This is a genomic window from Mitsuaria sp. BK037 (assembly GCF_014193045.1).
Taxonomy (GTDB): Bacteria; Pseudomonadota; Gammaproteobacteria; order Burkholderiales; family Burkholderiaceae_C; genus Roseateles.
Map to the genome: position 1 here is coordinate 1,647,727 of NZ_JACHYS010000001.1, position 22,040 is coordinate 1,669,766.

The following is a 22,040-nucleotide window of genomic DNA, read 5'->3' on the forward strand; positions in this document are numbered from 1 at the left end:
CGGCTCTCTCCCGGACCCGCGCGACACCGCTCAGCGCGGCGCGCCGGGGCCGACCTCGACCAGCCAGTCGCGGACCGCGGCGATCACCTCCGCGGGCCGGTCCTTGTGCGGCGAGTGTCCGCAGGCGGGGATCTCGAAGAGGCGCGTCCACGGCACCGCGCGGGCGATGCCGCGGATCTGCTCGAGCGTGCCGTATTCATCGTCGACGCCCTGCATCGCCAGCAGCGGGCAGCGGATCGCGCGGATCTCCTCGACGATCGACCAGTCGCGGAACGCGGGGCTGAGCCAGCAGTCGCTCCAGCCTCGGAAAGGCGAGTCGGGATCGTCATGGAAGCGCGCCAGGCGCTCGCGCAGCGGGCCGCGCTCATACGCCGCGACGGTGTCGCGGATGCCGTCGATGGAGAGCGACTCCACGACGATGTGCGGCGCTGCGACGACCGCGCCCGCGGTGGGCAGGCGGGCCGCATGCAGCAGCGCGATGGAGCCGCCGTCGCTGTGGCCGAAGAGCCAGGGCGGCGAGTCGACGCCCAGGCCGGCCAGCACCGCGGGCAGCACCTCATGCGCCTGGCGGTGGAGATAGTCCGGGGTCCAGCGCTCATCGGGGGCCCGCATCGTCGAGCGGCCGTAGCCGGGCCGCGAGTACACCAGGCCGCGCAGGCCCAGGGCCTCGCACAGGCGGGCCGGGAAGTCGCGCCACATCGCGATCGACCCGAGCCCCTCGTGCAGGAACACCATCACCGGCGCCGGCGCGCCGGCCGGTCCGCGGGCGGTGTCGTTGACCCAGGCGTAGTCGATGTCGGTCGGCCGGCCGCGCCAGTCGATGCGCAGGCGCTGCGTCGTTGTCGTGCTGTCCATGGCGCGCATCTTAGGCAGGCCGGACGATCGCCTGGACGCGCCAAAAGAAAAGGCCCCGGTCGTGAGACCGGGGCCGAAAGTTCGTCCGTCTGCAGAGGGAAAAGACGGACCATGCGAGAGAGAAGCATGAACAACGGAAGCTCGAATTCCGTTGTCAGGATCTACTGTACGGAGGTCCGCATCCGCGGGCACGAGGGCAACGGCGCATCGTCGCGGAGGACATCGCCCGATGCGGCTGTCAGGCGATCGCCTACAAGCCTCGCGGTCGTGCCCGCCCTCGCTCCCTGGCGCCTCGGCGCCCTTGCCTCGCCTTCAGTCCGCGGCGCCTGCGGGCGCCCCGGTGGCACCGCGCTGCTGGGTCACGCCCAGCGCGCGGTTGGCGCTGATCGCCATGATCAGCGCGAAGAAGACCACGCAGGAGAGCCCGGCCGTCAGCGACGAGTGCTCCCCGATCATCCCGATCAGCGGCGGCCCGGCCATCATGCCCAGGTAGCCCAGCGACGACACCGCCGCGATGCCGTGCGCCGCGCTGACGCCCGGCACCTTGGACGCGGCGCTGAACAGCACCGGCACGACATTCGACAGCCCCAGGCCCACCAGCGCGAAGCCCAGCAGTCCCGCCGGCGCGACCGGCACCAGCAGCGCCGTGGCCATGCCGGCCGCGGCGAGCAGCCCGCTCGCGACCATCAGCGGCACCGGCGCGACACGCGCCCGCACCCAGTCGCCACCGAAGCGGCCCAGCGCCATGGCCAGGCTGAAGCTCGCGTAACCCAGCGCCGACACGCTGGCATCGCTGGCCCGCTCCTGCTTCATGAACAGCACGCTCCAGTCGTACATCGCGCCCTCGGCGATCAGCCCCAGCGCCGCGAGCGTGCCGATCAGCGCGAGCACGCCGCGCGGCAGGCTCAGCGGCTGCTTCTCGCCGGGCTCGGTCCGCATCTTCAGCATCGCCGCGCAGGCGCCGACGATCAGCGCCATGCCGACGCCGCAGGCCACCAGCAGATGCGTCTGCGGCGCCCAGCCCAGCAGCGGCAGCAGGCTGCCGACGCCGGCCCCGACCATGCCGCCCAGGCTGAACATCGCGTGAAAGCCGCTCATCAGCGGCCGCGCCGCGAGGTGCTCGATCTCGGTGGCCTCGGCGTTGATGGACACGTCGAAGAGGCTGGCCGTCGCGCCGAACAGCGCCAGCAGCAGCACCAGTCCCAGGTAGGCGCTCGGCACGATCAGCAGCGAAACGCCCGCCGCGCACAGCACGCCGGTCACGCCCGCGACGCCGCGCGGGCCGAAGCGCGCCACGACCCGCCCCGCCTGCGTCAGCGCCAGCAGCGCGCCCACGCCCGAAGCCAGCATCGCAATCGCGAGCGACTGCTCGCCCAGGCCGTAATGCGCCTTCACCGTCGGCACGTGCACGCCCCAGGTCGCGAACAACGCGCCGGAGACGAAGAACTGGATGCGCAGCGCCCAGGCGGCCGCCGACAGGCGGCGGGGTGTCGGGACCGGGGCGCTCGAGGCGGAGGCCGTGGAGGAACTCGTGGAGGCGGTGTCGGCGGACATCTTCGGCAGGGCGTGAAGAGGCCGTTACTGTAGGCGGCGCGGCGTGGACCGCGCGCGAGGGTCGCCCCCGGCGAGGGCGCACGAAGTCAGGCGCTCAGGACACCATGCCGCGCAGCGCGTTGAACAGCTTGCGCGGCTGCAGCGGCTTGAACAGCACCGTGTGGCCGCTCTCGGTGGCGCGGCGCAGTTCCTCGCGGCTGGTGTCGCCGGTGACCAGGATCGCCGGCACCTGCAGCGCGCAGAGCTCGCGCACCGCGCGGATCGCCGCGATGCCGTCGGGCCCGTCGCCCAGGTGCAGGTCGGACAGGATCAGGTCGGGCGGCATCGCCCGCGCCCGCACCGCATCCGCCGCCTCGCCCGCGGTCGCCGCGATGATGGTCTCGTAGCCCCATTCCTCGAGCAGCAGCTGCAGGCCGAGCCGGATCGACTCCTCGTCGTCGATCACCAGCACCGAGCGCGGTTCCATCACCGGCATCGGCACCGTGTCCGCGGCGGTGGTGAACTCGGGGATCTCGGGCAGCCCGCCCAGCGGGACGCTCAGCCGGAACATCGTCCCGCGCCCCGGCCGCGACGCCACCATCAGCCGGTAGCCCAGCAGATGCGCCAGGCGCTTGACGATCGCCAACCCCATGCCCAGGCCCTGCGTGCGGCTGCGCTCGCTCTGGCCCACCTGGTAGAACTCCGCGAAGATCCGCGGCAGGTCGCTGGACTTGATGCCGATGCCGGTGTCCCAGACCTCCAGGTTGAGGGACTCCTCGGTGGTGCGGGCCACCACGACCACCCCGCCCTCCTCCGTGTACTTGATCGCGTTCTGGATGAGGTTGCCCAGGATGCGCTCGAGCAGCTGCGGGTCGCTGGTCACCGACTTGCCGCCCGGCGAGAAGCGCAGGCCCAGGCCCGACGCCTCCGCCTGGCCGGCGTAATGCATGTGCAGGCGCCGGAACAGGTCGCGCAGCGGGAAGTGCTGCAGGTTGGGCTCCACCGTGCCGGCGTCCAGCCGCGAGATGTCCAGCATCGCGTTGAAGGAGCGCTCCAGGCCCTCGATCGAGCGCATCACGTTGCGGATCAGCGGCTCCTCCTCGGTGCCCTGCAGCCGCCGCTCGAGGCTGGCCGCGAACAGCCCCAGCGCATGCACCGGCTGGCGCAGGTCGTGGCTCGCGATGGCCAGGAAGCGGCTCTTCTCCTGGTCGGCGCGGATGGCGCCGTCGCGGTCCTGCTCCAGCGTGCTGACGTGCAGGTCCTGTTCCATCAGCAGGCGCTTGGCGCGCTGCCAGCGGTAATGCTCCAGCAGCGCCAGGCCGCCGATCACCGCCGCGGCCAGGAACCACACCGGCCCGGCACCGGGTCGGGCCGCCGGATCGAACAGCCGCGCCACGCCCTCCGAGGCCGGCAGCAGCGCAATCACCGCCGCCCAGCGCCCCATCGGCGCGAGCAGCACGCCCACGACCGCCGCGGTCGCGGCCAGCAGCGGACCGGTGAGCAGGCCGCGCGATCCCGGCGACTCCGCCAGCCAGGGGTGCAGGCACAGCAGGCCCAGGCAGCCGGCGGCCTGCAGGTAGAGCAGGCGTCGCCCATCCCGGTCGCTGAAACCGGTGCGTGCGTCGACCTTGGCGCCGCGGTAGGACATCGACCGCGCGGTGAAGACGCAGCCCACCGCCAGCGCGATGACGCCGATGATCCAGACGATCATCCCGGTCGTCGGCGTGCCGCGCAGCAGCGCCGACACCAGCGGCACCGCGACCGCGATCAGCAGCCACGGCCAGTGGCTCCAGGCCTCGTCGAAGCCGGCATCCTGCAGCCGGCGGGCGATCGCGCGGCGTTCGCGCCGGCGGCCTTCCTGCACGGCCTCGTCGGTCGCGGACGCGGCGCCGGCGACGGCCACGAACAGGCTGGGACGTGGCGCGCGCCGGGACCGCTTCTGGCGCGGGGGAGGCGCCGGCGGCTCCTCGTCCGGTGTCCCGCCCGACATCCCTCCCGAGGGTGGGCTCGTGGGCGTCGCGGCGGGGGGCGAGTTCATTGGGCCGGCGGCCCCGTGACCGCCGTCGCGGCGGGGCGGGCCGCCAGAAACGGCGCTCGCCGGCACGTCGTCGACGCCCGGCGAGTCGATGAGGATCTCGGTCGGCGGAAAGGTGGTGTCGGGCGCGCGTTCCTCGCCCGGGTGATCGCCTCGGTGAGCCGTGGCCACCTCGTCAGCGGAACAGGCTGATCATGTGCGAGCGCGACTTGACGTCCAGCGCCAGCAGCAGCGAGGACACATAGTTCTTCACCGTGCCCAGCGACAGCTGCGTGGAGTTGCTGATCTCCTGGTTGCTGCAGCCGGACAGCACCAGCTCCAGGATCTCCAGGTGGCGCGGGCCCAGTTCGGCCACGCGGTCATACATGGCGGAGGACGGGAAGCGCGGGAACAGCGAGCCGGCCTGGGTCGAGCGATGGCGCTGGCCCTCGGCCAGCAGCGTGCGCAGCGTGCTGCGCATCTCGGCCATCAGCGCGCCCTTGGGCAGGTAGCCCACGGCGCCCAGCGCCCGCGCCTGGCGCACGACGAATTCATCCTGCGTGCCGCTGAACACGACGACGCGCGCGTCGGGGAAGGCTTCCATGAACTGGCGCAGGCCCTGCAGGCCCTTGCAGTCGCCCAGGTTCAGGTCCAGCAGCACCGCGTCCACCGCGCCACGCTCGCCATAGGCCAGCAGGCCTTCCTGCAGCGACGCGGCCTCGACCCATTCGATGTCGATCTCGTCCAGCGTCTGGTAGAGCGTGCGGATGCCCGCGCGCACCAGTTCGTGGTCGTCGACCAGCAACACGCGGCGCTTGAGCGCGGGCATCGTGTAGCCGCCATTTCCTGCCGCCTCGAATGCACGGGCAACGGACACTGCTTCCATAGGGCCTCCCTTCTTTGACTGACCGATCGTCTCCGGTTCGGCCGTCGTCACCCTTTGATCACCGGAGAAGGCCCGCATGATAGGCCGATGGTCACTTGCGTCGCCCCCTCTTCAGGGGGAACCCTGAGGGGCTGCGCCCGAAACACTTGTGACGACATGTTGCTGGTGCGATTCGTCAACGTTGTCAGGCCCCTTCCCTATTCCCTATTTATAGGTCTTGGCCGGTCCACGCCACCCCCTGTTCGGTGGGGACGCCCATCCGCCGCGCGGGCGATATCGGGGCCTGCCCTGATGCCGGAAATAGCATTGGCCAACTGGAAAATGTGATTGGCCGGGGATCACCCGGCTCCCTAGCATTTGCTCCGCTCGACAACAACCCCACGGCGGTTGTGGAGTCGCCCGGTCAGCGGGTTGACACGCCAGAAAAACGACGGAGACAACATGAGCAAGATTCCCTTCGGGCTGCGGACCACCGTGGCCGCGGCCGCCCTCCTCGGGGCGGCGATCCAGGTCCAGGCGCAGAGCCAGCCCCCGGCCGACGAGAAGAAGTCGGACGACACCAAGCTGGAAACCGTGGTCGTGAGCGGCATGCGCCGCTCGGCCGAATCGGCGCAGACCATCAAGCAGAACAGCGACCAGGTGGTGGATTCCATCGTCGCCGAGGACATCGGCAAGTTCCCCGACAAGAACGTCGCCGAGATCCTGGGCCGCGTCACCGGCGTGCAGATCCAGCGCAACAACGGCGAAGCCAGCGGCGTGATCGTGCGCGGCCTGGGCGGCGTGGTGACGCTGCTCAACGGGCGCGAATTCTTCTCGGACTCGGGCCGCAGCCTGTACCTGTCGGACGTGCCCGCGACGATGCTCAAGCGCATCGACGTCTACAAGACCCAGGAAGCCGCGCTGCCCGAGGGCGGCACCGCCGGCGTCATCGACGTGCGCACCAACCGCCCGCTGGACTTCAAGGACGCGCAGCTGGTGCTGTCGGCCCGTGGCGAGCACCGCGACAAGGCCAAGACCAACAACCCGGACATCTCCGGCATGGCCTCCAACCGCTGGAAGACCGACCTGGGCGAGATGGGCGCGTTGATCGGCCTGTCCTACCAGCGCGGGCAGTACCACGACGAGACCGGCTTCGTCGGCAACCCGGAATCCATCGTCGTGCCGGGCCGCGCGAACCCGGTGCTGGGCACCGACTCGATGGGGCGCGTCTTCGCGCTGGGCGACCGCAAGCGCGTCGCCGGCAACTTCGCGCTGCAGTGGAAGCCCAACAAGGATTCGGAGATCTACCTCGAAGGCTTCGGCACCCGCATCGACCATCGCTATCAGCTGTCCTTCCTGGTGGGCGGCATCGGCATGTTCAACGACGGCGCCTGGCGCCCGGTGCCCGGCACCGTCATCACGACCAAGCCCGGCACCGACAACCTGGACACCGCGACCAACACCAACTACCCGGGCTGGGGCTTCACCTCGACGCAGGCCAAGCATGACGAGGTCGGCAACAACCAGTTGGCGCTGGGCGGCAACTGGCGCCTGACCGACCGCCTCAAGGTCAGCACCGAACTGGCCCGCACCCGCAGCGTGATCGACTGGGTCAACCGCATCCTGGACACCGGCTACAGCCCGACCAGCACCGTCGCCGCGGTGCGAGGCGGTGGCGGCTACATCGACTACCCGGGCCTGGACCTGACCGACGCCGCGAACTTCCGCGTCAACGGCGGCGTCGACGTGCGCGGCCGCCGCGAGGGCAAGTCCACCGACTGGCGCGCCGATGCCGACTACGACATGGGCGACGGCTTCCTGAAGGAGCTCAGCACCGGCGTGCGCCTGGCCAAGCGCGACGCGATGTCGATCAACACCAACATGCCGTGGACGACCTCGTTCTCGGCGGTGGGCCAGACCCTGACCAACTTCCCCGGCATCTACGAGGTCTCGCCGAGGACCTACGGCGACTTCGGCGTGAAGCAGTACGTCTTCGCGTCCCGCGACTGGCTGCTCGACAACGGCGAGGCCTTCCGCCAGATGCTGACCGGCAGCACGGCGCTGACGCCGTACGACCCGATGACGCTCTTCGACGACACGGAGAAGACCAGCGCCCTCTACGGCCGCGCCAAGTTCGGCTTCGACGCCTGGGGCGTGCCGGTCTCCGGCGTCGCCGGCCTGCGCGTGGTCCGCACCGAGCAGACGCTGCGCGGCAACTCCCGCGACGCGTCGACCAACGTCATCACGCCGGTGCTGGTCGACACCTCGCGCACCGACACGCTGCCGACGCTGTCGCTGCGCGCCGACCTGACCCCGCGCCTGGTCAGCCGCCTGGTCTGGGGCAAGACGATCGAGCGTCCCAACTTCGTCGACTACAACCCGGGCCAGACCAACACGCCTCCCGGCGGCGGCGTCACCTTCGGCACCCTGGCCGGCGGCAACCCCAACCTGAAGCCGACCGAGTCCAACAACACCGACGTGGCGCTCGAGTACTACTTCGCCAAGACCGGCTCGGTCACCGGCACGGTCTTCGAGCACAAGTTCAAGAACCGCGTCATGACGCAGACGACGCAGACGACGATCAACGGCGTGCCCTACAACGTCACGCAGCCGATCAACGTCACCCGCGCCAACCTGCATGGCTACGAGCTGAGCTACCGCCAGTTCTACGACTTCCTGCCGGGCTGGCTGGGCGGTTTCGGCATGGAGGCCAACTTCACCTTCATGACGGGCAAGCAGACGCAGCCCGACGGCACCGACGGCCCCTTCCTCGGCCAGTCCAAGAAGGCCTACAACATCGTCGGCATGTACGAGCGCAACGGCATCTACGCGCGCCTGGCCTACAACTGGCGCGACAAGTTCCTGGCCGAGTCGCCGTACCGCAGCACCCAGCACCAGCTGTGGGTGGCGCCGCTCAAGACCCTGGACCTGTCGCTGGGCTACGAGCTGACCAAGCAGATGACGGTGTCGCTGGACGTGACCAACCTGCTCAATCAGGCCTATCACGACTACTTCGACAAGGACCCGTCGCTGGTGCGTGACGTGCGCTACTACGACCGCACCGTGGCCGTGGGCCTGCGCTGGAAGCTCTGATCCCGCCGCGATGCTCGACGACCCGCAAGTCCTGACCCCGCTGATCCCGCAGCGGGCCGATCCCCACCTGACCCGTCACGTGGACGGGGCCGGCCGCGCGCGCTACTTCTTCACCGCCTCGGTGCCGGAGTACGACCGCATCGAGCTGCGCGCCGCGGACGCGTGGCAGGACCTGCCCCACGCGACGCCGCGGGTGGTCTGGCGCAAGCCGGACACGGGGCGTTGGAGCGAGCTGATCTGGGCGCCGGAACTCCATTTCCGCCAGGGCGCCTGGTACCTCTACTTCGCGGCGGCGCCGAGCCGCGAGATCGTCGGCGGCCTGTTCCAGCACCGCATGTATGCGCTGCGGAACCGGTCGCCCGATCCGATGGCCGGCGAGTGGGAGTTCCTCGGGCAGATCGACACCGGCATGGACACCTTCTGCCTGGACGCGACGACCTTCGAGCATCGCGGCCAGCTCTACTACCTGTGGGCGCAGAAGGCGCTCGACATCCCGGGCAATTCCAACCTCTACATCGCGCCGATGCGCACGCCCTGGCAGCTGGCCGGCGCACCGGTGATGCTGAGCAAGCCGGAGTTCGACTGGGAATGCCGCGGCTTCCTGGTCAACGAGGGCCCGTCGGTGCTGCACAGCCACGGCAAGGTCTTCATCAGCTACTCGGCCAGCGCGACCGACGAGAACTACGCGATGGGCCTGCTGTGGATGGACGAGTCCGCCGATCCGATGGATCCGGCGAGCTGGACCAAGTCGCCGGCGCCGGTGCTGACCACGAGCCCCACCCAGCCGATCTTCGGCCCGGGGCACAACAGCTTCGCGCTGGACGAGGACGGCCGCACGGTACTGCTCGTCTATCACGCCCGCACCTACACCGAGATCGTCGGCGATCCGCTCTGGAACCCCGATCGCCACACCTTCGTCAAGCACCTGGGATGGACCGCGGACGGCATGCCCGACTTCGGCGACGCCGGATTGGCGTGATATCCGATTCGATATCGGAATCCCGGAAGTTTTGATTGGATCCGAATCACCTGTCTCCCTAGCATGGCTCACGGAGACATCACCCACTACCTGCAATGACCGAGGCCAAGAAGAAGATCAAGCTGCGTTCCGCCGAATGGTTCGGGACCCAGGACAAGAACGGATTCATGTACCGGTCCTGGATGAAGAACCAGGGCATCCCGGACCATGAGTTCGAGGGCAAGCCGATCATCGGCATCTGCAACACCTGGTCCGAGCTGACGCCGTGCAACGCGCACTTCCGCAAGCTGGCCGAGCACGTCAAGCGCGGCATCCTGGAAGCGGGCGGCTATCCGGTGGAGTTCCCGGTGTTCTCCAACGGCGAGTCCAACCTGCGCCCGACCGCGATGCTCACGCGCAACCTGGCCAGCATGGACGTCGAGGAATCGATCCGCGGCAACCCGATGGATGCCGTCGTGCTGCTGGTGGGCTGCGACAAGACCACGCCGGCGCTGCTGATGGGCGCGGCCAGCGTGGACCTGCCCACCATCGTGGTCACCGGCGGGCCGATGCTCAACGGCAAGCTGAACGGCAAGAACATCGGCTCCGGCACCGCCGTCTGGCAACTGCATGAGCAGGTCAAGGCCGGCGAGATCTCGATGCACGACTTCATCGCCGCCGAGGCGGGCCATTCGCGCTCGGCGGGCACCTGCAACACGATGGGCACGGCCTCGACCATGGCCTGCATGGCGGAGTCGCTGGGCACCTCGCTGCCACACAACGCCGCGATCCCGGCGGTCGACGCGCGCCGCTACGTGCTGGCGCACCTCTCCGGCATGCGCATCGTCGAGATGGTCTGGGAGGACCTGAAGCTCTCCAAGATCCTGACGCGCGAGGCCTTCGAGAACGCGATCCGCACCAACGCCGCGATCGGCGGCTCGACCAACGCGGTCATCCACCTGAAGGCGATCGCCGGCCGCATCGGCGTGCCGCTGGAGCTGGAGGACTGGACCCGCATCGGCCGCGGCACGCCCACGCTGGTGGACCTGCTGCCCTCGGGCCGCTTCCTGATGGAAGAGTTCTATTACGCCGGCGGCCTGCCCGGCGTGCTGCGCCGGCTCGGCGACAACGGCCTGCTGCCGCACAAGGACGCGCTGACCGTCAACGGCAAGACGCTCTGGCAGAACTGCCACGACGCGCCCATCTACGACGAGGAAGTGATCCGCCCGATCGCCAAGCCCCTGATCGAGGACGGCGGCATCTGCGTGCTGCGCGGCAACCTCGCGCCGCGCGGCGCGGTCCTCAAGCCGTCGGCGGCGACGCCCGCGCTGATGCAGCATCGCGGCCGGGCCGTGGTGTTCGAGGACTTCGACGACTACAAGGCGCGGATCATGGATCCGAACCTCGAGGTCGACGCCGATTCCATCCTCGTCATGAAGAACTGCGGCCCGATGGGCTATCCCGGCATGGCCGAGGTCGGCAACATGGGCCTGCCGCCCAAGTTGCTGGCGCAGGGCATCAAGGACATGGTCCGCATCTCCGACGCCCGCATGAGCGGCACCGCCTACGGCACCGTGGTGCTGCACGTCGCGCCGGAGGCCAAGGCCGGCGGCCCGCTGGCGGTGGTGCGCGAGGGCGACTGGATCGAGCTCGACTGCGCGGCCAACCGGCTGCACCTGGACATCAGCGACGCGGAGTTGCAGGCGCGCCTGGCCGACTGGGCCGCGAAGCAGCAGCCCGATCCCGCGGACCAGAGCGGCTACCGCAAGCTCTATGTCCAGCACGTGCTGCAGGCCGACGAGGGCTGCGACTTCGATTTCCTGCGTGGCTGCCGCGGTTCCGCGGTGCCGCGGCACTCGCACTGACCGTGCGCGTGGACTGAAGAACGAAGGACCGGGAACGGTCCTTCGTCGTTTCGGCACCGCAGAGTGCCGACGAAACGATAACGACACCTGGAGACAAGCATGACCATGAAGAGGACGGCCTTCGGCCTGGCCGCGGGCGCCCTGCTCGCCTGGAGCGCGCACGCGGCCGATGTTCAGCTCACCGTCGATGCGGGCAAGCCCGGTCCGGTGATCCACCGCAATGTCTACGGCCAGTTCGCCGAGCATCTGGGCACCGGCATCTACGAAGGCATGTGGGTCGGGCCCGACTCCAACATCCCCAACGTGCGCGGCTGGCGCAAGGACGTGGTGGGCGCGCTCAAGGCGCTGCACGTGCCGCTGGTGCGCTGGCCCGGCGGCTGCTTCGCCGACGAGTACCACTGGCGCGAAGGCATCGGCCCGCGCGGCAAGCGGCCGGTGAAGGTCAACACGCACTGGGGCGGCGTTGCCGAGAACAACGCCGTCGGCACGCACGAGTTCTTCGACCTGGTCGAACAGCTCGGCGCCGAGGCCTATGTCAACGGCAACCTGGGCACCGGCAGCGCGCAGGAGATGGCCGAGTGGCTGGAGTACATGACGGCCGAGGGCAACTCCACGCTGGCGCAGCTGCGCCGCAAGAACGGCCGCGACAAGCCGTTCAAGGTCAGCTACTTCGCCGTCGGCAACGAGGCCTGGGGCTGCGGCGGCAACATGACGCCGGAGTACTACGTCAACCAGTACCGTCAGGTCGCGACCTTCCTGAAGACGCCGGACAACAACCGTCCGAAGTTCATCGCCAGCGGCGGCAATGCCAACGACACGCGCTGGACCGAGGTGCTGTCGACGCAGAACATCAAGTTCAACTTCGACGCGATCGGCCATCACTACTACGTGTTCCCGAGCGGCAAGTGGGAAGGCAAGGGATCGGCGGCCGGTTTCAAGGAAGACGAGTGGATCTCGCTGCTGTCCTACACGCAGGACTTCGAGAAGACCGTCGCCGCCAACATCGCGGTCCTGGACAAGAACGACCCGCAGAAGCGCATCGGCCTCTACCTGGATGAGTGGGGCAGCTGGTACGACCCGGAGCCGGGCACCAACCCGGGCTTCCTGGTCCAGCGCAACACGCTGCGCGACGCGGTCCTGGCCGCCCTGCACTTCCACATGTTCCATGCGCATGCGGACCGGGTGCACATGACCAACATCGCGCAGATGGTCAACGTGCTGCAGGCCATGATCCACACGGACAAGACCCGCATGGTGCTGACGCCCACGTATCACGCCTTCGCGCTGTACACGCCGTTCCAGGATGCGACCACGCTGCCGGCGACGCTGAGCGGCAATCCCGAGTACGCGCTGGCCGGCAAGTCGCTGCCGGCGGTGAGCGCGTCGGCCGCGCGCGGCAAGGACGGCAAGCTCTACCTGGCGCTGATCAACGTGAACCCGCGCGAGGCGCAGACGGTGAAGCTGGCCGTGCAAGGCGCCGCCGCGCGCCGCGCCGTCGGCCAGGTGCTGAGCGCCGAGGCCATGGACAGCGAGAACACCTTCGCCAAGCCCGAGGCCGTCAAGCCCAAGGCCTACGAGGCGCAGGCGAAGGACGGCGCGCTGAGCCTGCCGCTGCCGCCCAAGTCCATCGTCGTCGTCGCGCTGGAGGGCTGAGCATGAGCACCCTCAACAGACGCACCCTGCTCGCGCAGGGCGGCGCGGCGGCGCTCGTCCTGACCGGATGCGGCGGTGGTGGTGGCGGGTCGTCCAGCGTCGACGTCAGCGCGGCACCGGCGCCGAGTCCCGCGCCGGCTCCGGCTCCGGCCCCTGCGCCGGCTCCAGCACCCGCGCCCGCTCCGACGCAGGCCGCGATCCCGTTCACCGAGATCTCGGTGCACGATCCGTCGGTGATCCGCGTGGACGGCAGCTTCCTCGTGTTCGGCTCGCACCTCGCGGCGGCGAAGACCACCGACCTGATGAACTGGACGCCGGTCGCCGACGGCGTCAACGACGCCAACCCGCTGTTCAACAAGGTCACGACGGCGCTGGCCGACACCTTCGCCTGGGCGCAGGTCACCGACCTGTGGGCGCCCGATGTCGCGCGGCTCGACGACGGCAAGTTCCGCATGTACTACTGCGCCTGCAAGGGCGACTCGCCGCGCTCAGCGCTGGGCGTGGCGATCGCGGACGCGGTCACCGGTCCCTACGTGAACCAGCAGATCCTGCTGAAGTCCGGTCAGTGGGGCCTGCCCAGCGAGGACGGCACGATCTACGACGCCACCGTGCATCCCAACGTGGTCGATCCGAACGTCTTCAAGGACGCCACCGGTCGGCTCTGGATGGTCTACGGCTCGTACTCGGGCGGGCTCTTCATCCTGGAGCTCGACAAGACGAGCGGCCTGCCGCTCGCGGGCCAGGGTTACGGCAAGCACCTGATGGGCGGCAACCATGCGCGCATCGAGGGCGCCTACGTGCTCTACAGCCCGGCCTCGCAGTACTACTACCTGTTCAGCAGCTTCGGCGGGCTGGACGCCAACGGCGGCTACAACGTGCGGGTGTCGCGCTCGCGCAATCCCGATGGCCCGTATCTGGACGGACGCGGCACCGACATGGCCACCGTCAAGGGCGCCGCGGGCACGCTGTTCGACGACGCCAGCATCGCGCCGCACGGACAGAAGCTGATGGGCGGCCACCAGTGGAGCCTGGCGGCCGGGGAGACCGGCACGCCGCTGGGTTACGTCTCGCCGGGGCACAACTCGGCCTACTTCGACGCGGGCACCGGGCAGTACTTCCTGATCTTCCACACCCGGTTCCCGGGCACCGGCGAACTGCACCAGGTCCGCGTGCACGAGATGTTCCTCAACGCCGACGACTGGCTGGTCGCCGCGCCCTTCCGCTACGCGCCGCTGTCGCTGGCGACGCCGGCGGTGACGGCCGCGATCGGCGCCGCCGAGACGGCGGGCAGCTACCAGCTGATCAACCACGGGCTCGACATCACGGCCGTGTCCAAGAGCGCCATCGCGGTGAAGCTCGGCGGCGACGGCACGGTCAGCGGCGGCGCGAGCGGGACCTGGACGCATCAGGGCAACAACCGCATCAGCCTGACGCTGAGCGGCAGCGGCACTGCGGGCGGGACCTTCGCCGGCGTGCTGTCGCGGCAGTGGAACTCCAAGGCCGGAGCCTTCGTCGTGACCTTCACTGCGCAGTCGAGCGGCGGCGTGTCGCTCTGGGCCGCGCGCGCGGGCGACTGATGCGACGCGACTTCCTGCGCCAGTGCGCCTGCGGCGTCGCGAGCGCGGCCGGAGCGGCGATGGGCGGCCCGGGCCGCGCGCTCCTCGGTCCGGCCTTCGGCGCGCTGCTCGCGACGGATGCGATGGCCCGGGCCGGCGCGATGCCGGCGTCCGCCCCCGAGGACGCCGCTTCCGCGATCACACGGCGCCACGCGACCGAGGCCATGTCGACCGCCGCCCGCGTGCCGCTGTCGCAGGTGCGGCTGCTCGACGGCCCGCTGAAGGCGGCGCAGGACGTCGACCAGCGCTACCTGATGGCGCTCGATCCGGACCGGCTGCTCGCGCCCTTCCGGCGCGAGGCCGGCCTGCCGCAGCCCAAGCCGTCCTACGGCAACTGGGAGAGCAGCGGCCTGGACGGTCACATGGGCGGGCACTACGTGTCGGCGCTGGCGATGATGGCGGCGTCCACCGGCGACCCGCAGGTGCATCGCCGGCTCGTCGAGGTGCTGCGCGAGCTCCGCCAGTGCCAGCTCGCCCATGGCGACGGCTACCTCGGCGGCATCCCCGATGGCAAGGCCGCCTGGCGCGAGGTCGCGCGTGGGGAGCTCAAGGTCGACAGCTTCTCCGTCAACGGGCGCTGGGTGCCTTGGTACAACCTGCACAAGACCTTCGCCGGCCTGCGCGACGCGTGGCAGCTGACGCAGGAGCCGCTGGCGCGCGAGATGCTGATCGACCTGGGCGCCTGGGCGCTGGCCCTGCTCGAGCCGCTGAGCGACGCGCAGCTGCAGGACTTGATGCGCGCCGAGCACGGCGGCATGAACGAGGTCTTCGCCGACATCGCCGCGATGAGCGGTGGCGCGCGTTACCTGCGCCTGGCCGAGCGCTTCTCGCACCGCGCGATCCTCGATCCGCTGCGCGAGCCCCGCGACGCGCTGACCGGGCTGCATGCCAACACGCAGATTCCCAAGGTGATCGGCTTCGCCCGCATCGCCGAGGAGCGCGACCCCGGCGCGGCGGACAAGGACTGGCTGGCGCCCGCGCGCTTCTTCTGGACCACGGTGCGCGAGCGTCGCAGCGTCGCCATCGGCGGCAACAGCGTCAGGGAGCATTTCCATCCGCTGACCGACTTCCAGCCCATGCTCGACGAGGTGGAAGGTCCCGAGACCTGCAACACCTACAACATGCTCAAGCTCACCGAGCTGCTGCACGCGCACGCGGCCGGCGACGAGGAGCGCGCACGCTACGCCGACTACTACGAGCGCGCGCTGTTCAACCATGTGCTGGCGTCGCAGCATCCGGCGGGCGGCTTCGTGTACTTCACGCCGATGCGGCCCAACCACTACCGGGTGTACTCGCAGGTCGATCTCGGCATGTGGTGCTGCGTCGGCTCGGGGCTGGAGAGCCACGCGCGGCACGGGCAGTTCATCTACACGCGCGACGAGGGATCGAATGCCGAGGCCGCGCCGGTGCTGTTCATCAATCTCTTCGTGGCCTCGTCCCTCGACTGGCGCGAGCGCGGCCTGCGGCTGACGCAGCGCACGCGCTTCCCCGACGAGTCGACGACGCGCATCGTCATCGACGAGGCGCCAACGCAGGCCCGCTTCACGCTGAAGATCCGGCATCCTGGATGGCTCGCGCCGGGCGCGCTCCGCGTCAAGGTCAACGGCGAAGCGCTTGCCCTGAGCGCCGCGGACCGACAGCCGGGCGGCTATGTCGCGCTGACGCGCGACTGGCGCGCCGGCGATGTCGTCGAGGTCCGCCTGCCGATGCGCACGACGCTCGAGGCCCTGCCCACGCGCAGCGACTTCGTCGCGGTGCTGCACGGCCCGATCGTGCTCGCGGCGCGGACCGTGCCGATCGCCGGCGAGCGGCTCGAGTACCGGGCCGGCGAGGCGCGCATGGACCACGTCGCGCAGGGCGCGCTCGTACCGCTGGCGCAGACGCCGCAGTTCGTCAGCGCGAAAGCGGACTTCGGCGGACGGCTCGCGCCGGTGCCGGGCCGCTCGCTGAGCTTCAGCGCCGGCTCGCTGCTGCAGGGACCGGATGGCGCGCCGATGCCGGACCTTGTGCTCGAGCCCTTCTTCCGCGTGCACGACTCGCGTTATGTCCTGTACTGGCCCTGCAGCACGCCGGCCGAGGCGAAGGCGCGCCGCGAGCGACTGGCCCTGGAAGAGCGCGAACGGCTGGCGTTGCAGGCCCGCACCGTCGATGCGGTCGCGCCCGGCGAGCAGCAGCCCGAGAGCGATCACGGCTTCGCTGGCGAGGGCATCGAGACCGGCCTCAACAAGGGCCACCGCTGGCGCCATGCGACCGCATGGTTCAGCTATCGCCTGAACGATCCCAAGCGCGAGGGCCGGCTGCTGCGGCTGGCCTTCTCGGCGCTGGATGACGGCCGCCGGTTCTCGGTCTGGGTCAACGACCGGCGGCTGGCGGATCTGACGCTGCGCGCGGACGAGGCCACCGACCGGGCTCCGGGCGCGGAGATCTACAGCCGCGACTTCCCGTTGCCAGAGGACTGGCCGCGAGCGGCGGACGGCGCCGTGCGGGTGCGATTGGTCGCGGAGCCCGGCTCGATCGCCGGCGGGATCTACGACCTGCGGCTGTTGCGGGCCAGCGCGCCGGCGCACTGACGGCGCTTCCAGGCGCTCGGACGACCCAGGCGGCCCGGACGGATCGAGCGCATCGGACAACCGGAGCGACCGGGAGGCGGGAACGGGTCGGTTCGCGGCGACAGATTGCCGCAAGGTTGCGGCGGGGACCTCTTCCTAGAATCCCGCAACCTGTTTTCGTCCATGCGCCGCTCCGTCCCTTGCCCGCCCGCGCGCGGCGCCGCCGCCCTCCGCTGCGCCGCGCGAGCCACCCTCCCCTTGCTTGGCGCCGGCCTCATGGCCGGCTCGGCGGGATGCTGGGCCGCCGGCAGCCTCGTGTTGATGGACGCACCGCCCGAGGCCGCGAGCTGGTCCGGCGGGGCGACCGCCCACAGCTGGCCGTCGGCGCCGGGTAGCCGCTCGCGCAGCGACGACCTCCTGCCCGCGCTGGAATACCTCGCGCCCAGCGGCGCCTTCGTGTCGACCGACCTGGGCATCGGCTGGAACCTCGTGCCGCTGCTCGCCGGCGCCGAGGCCGCCAGGACCTGGCAGGTCGGCGCCCGGCTCTGGCCGCAGTTCGGCCGCCCGTCGCGATTCACGCCAAACGGCATCGACCGGCTGGGCCCGCGCGTCACCACCGAGGCCTTCGCCAACGTCCAGGCGACGCCGTGGCTGCTGCTGCAATCGGGCCTGTCCTGGGGCAGCGCCCGCCATCACGACGGGCAGTTGCTGGAGCTTGGCATCACCTCCGGCCTCCCCGTCGGCGACGACCTGATCGCGGTGACGCTGGCGGCGACCGCGGCCAACGGCGCGCACCTGCGCAGCAGCTACGGCGTCGGCCCCGGCGAGTCGCTCGCCAGCGGCCTGCCCGAGTGGCGCCCGCGCGCCGGGATGATGGACTGGAGCGTGGCGCTGAGCGGTGAGCACAAGTTCTCCGAGCGCTGGTCCGTCAGCGGGCAGTGGCTCAACGCGCGCCTGGTCGGCGACGCGGCGCGCTCCCCGCTGACGAACTCGAAGTCGCAGCAGACCTTCATCCTGAGCCTGTGGCATCGCTTCTGAGCAATCGCAGGTCCGTTCCCGCCGCCCCTCGTTACTGCCTCTCATCACCGCTCGCCGTCACTGCTCGCCGTCACTGCTCGCCGTCACTGCTTCCGTCACTGCGCCCGTCACCGACTGCCGCCACCGCCCGCCATGCACCGCGTTCTCCTCATCGCCGTCCCGCTGTTCGGGCTCTGCATCGCGCTCGAATGGCTGTGGGGCCGGCTCACCGGCCGCGACAGCTACCGGCTGCCGGACTCGATCAGCAGCCTCAGCCAGGGCGTGCTGAGCCTGGCCGTAGCGGCGGTGACACCGCTGTTCCAGAGCGGCCTGTACGCCTGGGCGCTGCCGCACCTGGCGCTGCTGCCGGCCTCGACCTGGTCGGGCGCGTGGGGATGGGTGGTCGCGATCGTGGTCTACGACTTCTGCGACTACTGGCTGCATCGCGTCAGCCACGAGAGCGCGCTGTTCTGGGCCGCGCATGCAGTGCATCACCAGAGCGAGCATTTCAACCTGACGACCGCGCTGCGCCAGGAGAGCTTCTACGCGGTGATGGGCGCGCCCTTCTTCCTGCCGATGGCGCTGCTGGGGCTGCCGGTCGACCTGTACCTGGGCGCCGGGCTGTTCGTGCTGCTGTACCAGTTCTGGATCCACACCGAGCACATCGGCCGCCTCGGCTGGCTCGACCGCGTGTTCTCGACGCCCTCCAACCACCGGGTACACCACGCGGTGAATCCGGGCTACCTGGACAAGAACTACGGCGCGGTGCTGGTGATCTGGGACCGGATGTTCGGCACCTTCGCCGAGGAGACCGAGCGCTGCGTCTACGGGACGGTCAAGCCGCTGCGAAGCTGGCATCCGCTGCAGGCCGTCGGGCAGTTCTATGGCGAGTTGCTCGACCGCGCGCGGGCCACGCCGCGCTGGTTGGATCGGGCGCGGCTATTGTTCAAGTCGCCCGGCTGGGCGCCGCCCGGACTCGCGCCCTTCGCGCCTCCGGACGAAGCCCGGCTGCGACAGCCGCGTTTTGATCCGCCGGTCAGCTTGCTCGACAAGATCCGCGCGACCAGCCTGCTCCTCGTGACGGCGGTGGCGTCGGCGGTCTGGCTCGACGTCAGCGATGCGCTTGGCGAAGGCCGCAATCTCCTCGCGGCGGCCGTGATCGCGATCGGCCTGTCGGCCGCGGGCGCGATGCTGTCGCGTGGTGCGACGGAGCCTCGCCGGACAGCGCGGTGGCTGGCGTGGGGGATCTACCTCGGCGCGATGGTCGCTTGCGGGGGATTGATCGCGGTGATGGTCTGACGCCAGCCGTTCAGCTGTGCGGCCAGCCCAGGGCCGCCAACGCGTCGTCGTAGTCCTCAGTCGAGGCCGCATCGAGCCGCGCGGTGTCGGCTTGTTGGCCGAGCGATGCAAGGCAAAGCAGCGTCGCGCCGCCGAAGGCGATCAGATCTTCGGCCGCAGCCACCGGGGCGTCGTGGCCGAGCGCCCGCGACAGGCGCTGGCGCAGCCGGTGACAGGCGTAGGTCGACACGACGGCGCCCACGGTGCCGGCCAGCGCCGCCGGCCATGAACGCCCACCCGCCAGCGCGGCACCGGAGATCGCGCCACTGATCGCGCGCGCGGCGAGGCCGGGCGGATCGGTGCGATCGGGCGTCGACGGCAGCTTGTCGACGATCAGCTCGCCCAGGGCCATCGGCGTGGTCAGCGCCACCGCGGGCGTCGTGCCGAGCATCGCCAGCGGGGAGTCCTTCAGGTCGATCCAACTGAGCTTGGCCGCCCAGCTCGCGGTCACCAGCGGCGCGCTGGTGCGCGGTCCCGCGGTCGCACCGAGCAGGAAGGCCATGGTCAGCGTCCGACGCGAGTCCGCCACCGGGCGGGTGACGATCGCGACACGTCGCGCCTTCGCCTGGCGGATCACCGCCGCGCCGGCTCGCGCATCGCCGAAGAGCCGGCGGAAGCAGCGGCGGGCGGCCTCGGTGAACGCGCCGTAGACGAGGTGCGAGACATACGAATAGGGATGCGACTGGACCGGCGCCCGCGTGACCGGATCGCCAAAGCGCATGGCGGGCACCAGGCCCTCGTCCAGCAGCGTCGCGGTGGCGATGCCGAAGGCAGCGCCCCGCCCCCAGGCGGCCTGCGGCTGGCGTTCCGCCACGGCGCCGTAGAGGCCGCCGACCAGTGATCCCACCGTGTAGTGCACCGCCTCGCCCGCCGCTGGCCGATGGCGTGACGGCAGCCGGCGGCCGCCCAGGCGGGCGAGCCGATCGGCGGCCCGCTCGGTGGAGGGCCAGCCGCGCACGCCGGACGTAATGCCCACGCGCGCGAGCAGGTCCTGGAACGCCGTCATCGCCGCGGCACCGATCAGTCCGCCGGCCAGGCCGGCCGCGGCGCCCAGCGGAAGGTCGGAACGACAGGGAGGTGACGTGTTCATGGGGACTCCTTGGCTGACGAAGCCCGCACTGCGGCAAGGCTCGTGCCTTGCGGGTCGACCGGTCGCCGGTCAGCGCGATGTGCGCCTCAGGTGGCCGGCCGCCGCGCCGTCCCGGCCGGGGCGAATCGCGCCAGTGTCTCGACCACGCGGTCGCAGGCGCGCTCGACCTGCGTCGCCGGGGCCGTGGCCACGCTGAGCATCAATCCCGACCGGGCTTGCGCCGGCCGGGCGAACCAGACCGACAGCGGCGCCGGCGCGATGCCGAAGGCGAACAGCGCGCGAGCGACCGCCAGGTCGGACACACCGTCGGGCGTGCGCACCAGAACCGCGAGCGCGGCCGGGTGGCTGCCGCCCAGGCCGCGATCGCGCAGCGCCCGCAGCAGCCCCTCGCGCTGCGCCAGGTACAGCCGCTTGGTCCTGCGCAGATGGCGCAGGTAGTGCCCGTCGCGCATGAACGCGGCGACCGCCAGCTGCGCCGCCGGTCCGGGGGGCGGCGCCAGGCAGGCGGCCACCTCACCCAGGCGCGCCGCCAGCGACGCCGGCGCGACGACAAAACCCAATCGCAGCCGCGGATCGATCGTCTTGCTGAAGGAGCCGATGTGGAGGACGCGGCCGTGGCGATCCTGCGATGCCAGCGCCGGGGCGGCGCGGCCCTGCAGCTGCAGCTCGCTCAGGTAGTCGTCCTCGACGATCCAGCCGCCGGTGCTGGCGGCCCAGTCCAGCAACCGCAGCCGGCGTCGCAGCGACATCGTCACGCCCAGCGGCGCCTGCTGCCCGGGCGTGACCACCGCGAGCGCCGCATCGGGCGCGTCGCGCCAACCGGCCTCGACATCCAGGCCTTCCTCGTCCACGAGTACCGGAACGGGTGTCAGCCGCCCGAGCTCGAGCGCGTGGCGCGTGAAGAAGAAGCCGGGCTCCTCCATCCAGGCGCGACGCCCCTCGAGACCGAGCGCACGCAGGGCGAGGCCCAGTCCCGCCGCGTAGCCGCCGGTGACCAGCACCTGATCGGGGGAACACACCAGCCCGCGCGCCACCGCGAGGTAGCCGGCGATCTCGCGCCGCAGCGCCAGTTCGCCGCGAGGGTCGGGATAGAGCGCCGCGCCGCTGATCTCCGCCGCCAGCGCGCGCGTCCGGAGCCGGGCCATCAGCTTGGCCGGCAGGCTGTCGCGCGAGGGAATGCCCGGCTGGAACAGCCCGGGACCGCCGGTCAGCTCGCGATACATCGACACGAAGGCGCCCGGGTCCAGCGCTTCGTCGCTGCCACGCGCCCGCGACGGCCGCTCGGCGACACGGGTGCCGGCGGCGCGCGAGGCCTCGATCAGCTGGTCCGCCGCGAGCTTCTCGTAGGCGACGCGCACCGTGCCACGCGACACGCCCAACTGGGCCGCGAGGTCGATCCACGACGGCAGCCGCATGCCAGGGGTCAGCACCGACTGCTCGATCGCCGCCGAGATGCCGCGATGGATCTGGTCGGTGAGCGGCGTGGCCGCGGACTTGTCGAGCGTGAGCGGCAGTGGCGGGTGCGGCGTGGAGGTCATCGGAGGCCTGCGGGGCAAGGGGATGGCACGGAACGGGACGGCAGTGGCGAAACCGC

14 protein-coding genes are annotated in these 22,040 nt (G+C 70.7%); 8 read left to right on the top strand and 6 right to left on the bottom strand.

Annotated features, from left to right (window positions below):
• Nucleotides 1–30 precede the first annotated feature (30 nt).
• From FHT37_RS06765 to FHT37_RS06780, 4 genes are all read right to left on the bottom strand, one after another.
• Nucleotides 31–864, bottom strand: coding sequence for an alpha/beta fold hydrolase (locus FHT37_RS06765; RefSeq protein WP_409072691.1), 834 nt, complete (start codon nucleotides 862–864; stop codon nucleotides 31–33).
• Nucleotides 865–1,167: 303 nt separating this feature from the next.
• Nucleotides 1,168–2,409, bottom strand: coding sequence for an MFS transporter (locus FHT37_RS06770; RefSeq protein ID WP_183479683.1), 1,242 nt, complete (start codon nucleotides 2,407–2,409; stop codon nucleotides 1,168–1,170).
• Nucleotides 2,410–2,503: 94 nt separating this feature from the next.
• Complete coding sequence (locus FHT37_RS25625) at nucleotides 2,504–4,291, bottom strand: ATP-binding protein (RefSeq protein WP_183479685.1); 1,788 nt, start codon at nucleotides 4,289–4,291, stop codon at nucleotides 2,504–2,506.
• 307 nt (nucleotides 4,292–4,598) lie between these two features.
• Nucleotides 4,599–5,288: a response regulator transcription factor gene (locus FHT37_RS06780; RefSeq protein ID WP_217648414.1), complete on the bottom strand. Its 690-nt coding sequence runs from the start codon at nucleotides 5,286–5,288 to the stop codon at nucleotides 4,599–4,601.
• Nucleotides 5,289–5,729: 441 nt separating this feature from the next.
• Here FHT37_RS06780 and FHT37_RS06785 point away from each other — a divergent pair, with 441 nt between their 5' ends.
• The 8 genes from FHT37_RS06785 to FHT37_RS06820 all read left to right on the top strand — a co-directional run bounded on the left by FHT37_RS06785 (nucleotide 5,730) and on the right by FHT37_RS06820 (nucleotide 19,317).
• On the top strand, nucleotides 5,730–8,360 hold the full coding sequence (locus FHT37_RS06785; protein WP_183479687.1) for a TonB-dependent receptor: 2,631 nt from the start codon (nucleotides 5,730–5,732) through the stop codon (nucleotides 8,358–8,360).
• 10 nt (nucleotides 8,361–8,370) lie between these two features.
• Nucleotides 8,371–9,339 (top strand): family 43 glycosylhydrolase, encoded by a 969-nt coding sequence (locus FHT37_RS06790; RefSeq protein WP_091724702.1) that lies wholly within the window; start codon nucleotides 8,371–8,373, stop codon nucleotides 9,337–9,339.
• Nucleotides 9,340–9,434: 95 nt separating this feature from the next.
• A complete protein-coding gene (locus FHT37_RS06795) occupies nucleotides 9,435–11,183 on the top strand; it encodes an IlvD/Edd family dehydratase (RefSeq protein ID WP_183479689.1) in 1,749 nt (582 codons plus the stop codon).
• Between the two features lie 99 nt (nucleotides 11,184–11,282).
• On the top strand, nucleotides 11,283–12,836 hold the full coding sequence (locus tag FHT37_RS06800; protein WP_310739721.1) for an alpha-L-arabinofuranosidase C-terminal domain-containing protein: 1,554 nt from the start codon (nucleotides 11,283–11,285) through the stop codon (nucleotides 12,834–12,836).
• A 2-nt stretch (nucleotides 12,837–12,838) separates the two neighbouring features.
• Nucleotides 12,839–14,413, top strand: coding sequence for a glycoside hydrolase family 43 protein (locus tag FHT37_RS06805; RefSeq protein ID WP_183479691.1), 1,575 nt, complete (start codon nucleotides 12,839–12,841; stop codon nucleotides 14,411–14,413).
• Nucleotides 14,413–17,022 carry a glycoside hydrolase family 127 protein gene (locus FHT37_RS06810; RefSeq protein WP_255489510.1) on the top strand — a complete coding sequence of 870 codons (2,610 nt, stop codon included), beginning with the start codon at nucleotides 14,413–14,415 and terminating at the stop codon, nucleotides 17,020–17,022. Before FHT37_RS06805 ends, FHT37_RS06810 begins: the two co-directional genes overlap by 1 nt.
• A 300-nt stretch (nucleotides 17,023–17,322) precedes the next feature.
• Nucleotides 17,323–18,039: a MipA/OmpV family protein gene (locus FHT37_RS06815; protein WP_183479693.1), complete on the top strand. Its 717-nt coding sequence runs from the start codon at nucleotides 17,323–17,325 to the stop codon at nucleotides 18,037–18,039.
• Nucleotides 18,040–18,171: 132 nt separating this feature from the next.
• Nucleotides 18,172–19,317 carry a sterol desaturase family protein gene (locus tag FHT37_RS06820; protein ID WP_183479695.1) on the top strand — a complete coding sequence of 382 codons (1,146 nt, stop codon included), beginning with the start codon at nucleotides 18,172–18,174 and terminating at the stop codon, nucleotides 19,315–19,317.
• A gap of 10 nt (nucleotides 19,318–19,327) precedes the next feature.
• On the opposite strand, the gene FHT37_RS06825 is transcribed toward FHT37_RS06820, so the two are convergent.
• Together FHT37_RS06825 and FHT37_RS06830 are read right to left on the bottom strand one after the other, a co-directional pair.
• Complete coding sequence (locus FHT37_RS06825) at nucleotides 19,328–20,446, bottom strand: DUF4126 family protein (protein WP_183479697.1); 1,119 nt, start codon at nucleotides 20,444–20,446, stop codon at nucleotides 19,328–19,330.
• A gap of 86 nt (nucleotides 20,447–20,532) precedes the next feature.
• Nucleotides 20,533–21,984, bottom strand: coding sequence for a PLP-dependent aminotransferase family protein (locus FHT37_RS06830; RefSeq protein WP_183479698.1), 1,452 nt, complete (start codon nucleotides 21,982–21,984; stop codon nucleotides 20,533–20,535).
• Between the last annotated feature and the right edge of the window lie 56 nt (nucleotides 21,985–22,040).

Bases quoted from the DNA above. Each gene is read 5' to 3' on its own strand.
- FHT37_RS06780 (WP_217648414.1), bottom strand. From the start codon at position 5,288: ATGGAAGCAGTGTCCGTTGCCCGTGCATTCGAGGCGGCAGGAAATGGC.
- FHT37_RS06790 (WP_091724702.1), top strand. From the start codon at position 8,371: ATGCTCGACGACCCGCAAGTCCTGACCCCGCTGATCCCGCAGCGGGCC.
- FHT37_RS06785 (WP_183479687.1), top strand. From the start codon at position 5,730: ATGAGCAAGATTCCCTTCGGGCTGCGGACCACCGTGGCCGCGGCCGCC.
- FHT37_RS06825 (WP_183479697.1), bottom strand. From the start codon at position 20,446: ATGAACACGTCACCTCCCTGTCGTTCCGACCTTCCGCTGGGCGCCGCG.
- FHT37_RS06800 (WP_310739721.1), top strand. From the start codon at position 11,283: ATGACCATGAAGAGGACGGCCTTCGGCCTGGCCGCGGGCGCCCTGCTC.
- FHT37_RS06795 (WP_183479689.1), top strand. From the start codon at position 9,435: ATGACCGAGGCCAAGAAGAAGATCAAGCTGCGTTCCGCCGAATGGTTC.
- FHT37_RS06815 (WP_183479693.1), top strand. From the start codon at position 17,323: ATGGACGCACCGCCCGAGGCCGCGAGCTGGTCCGGCGGGGCGACCGCC.
- FHT37_RS06805 (WP_183479691.1), top strand. From the start codon at position 12,839: ATGAGCACCCTCAACAGACGCACCCTGCTCGCGCAGGGCGGCGCGGCG.
- FHT37_RS06765 (WP_409072691.1), bottom strand. From the start codon at position 864: ATGCGCGCCATGGACAGCACGACAACGACGCAGCGCCTGCGCATCGAC.
- FHT37_RS06820 (WP_183479695.1), top strand. From the start codon at position 18,172: ATGCACCGCGTTCTCCTCATCGCCGTCCCGCTGTTCGGGCTCTGCATC.
- FHT37_RS06770 (WP_183479683.1), bottom strand. From the start codon at position 2,409: ATGTCCGCCGACACCGCCTCCACGAGTTCCTCCACGGCCTCCGCCTCG.
- FHT37_RS06810 (WP_255489510.1), top strand. From the start codon at position 14,413: ATGCGACGCGACTTCCTGCGCCAGTGCGCCTGCGGCGTCGCGAGCGCG.
- FHT37_RS06830 (WP_183479698.1), bottom strand. From the start codon at position 21,984: ATGACCTCCACGCCGCACCCGCCACTGCCGCTCACGCTCGACAAGTCC.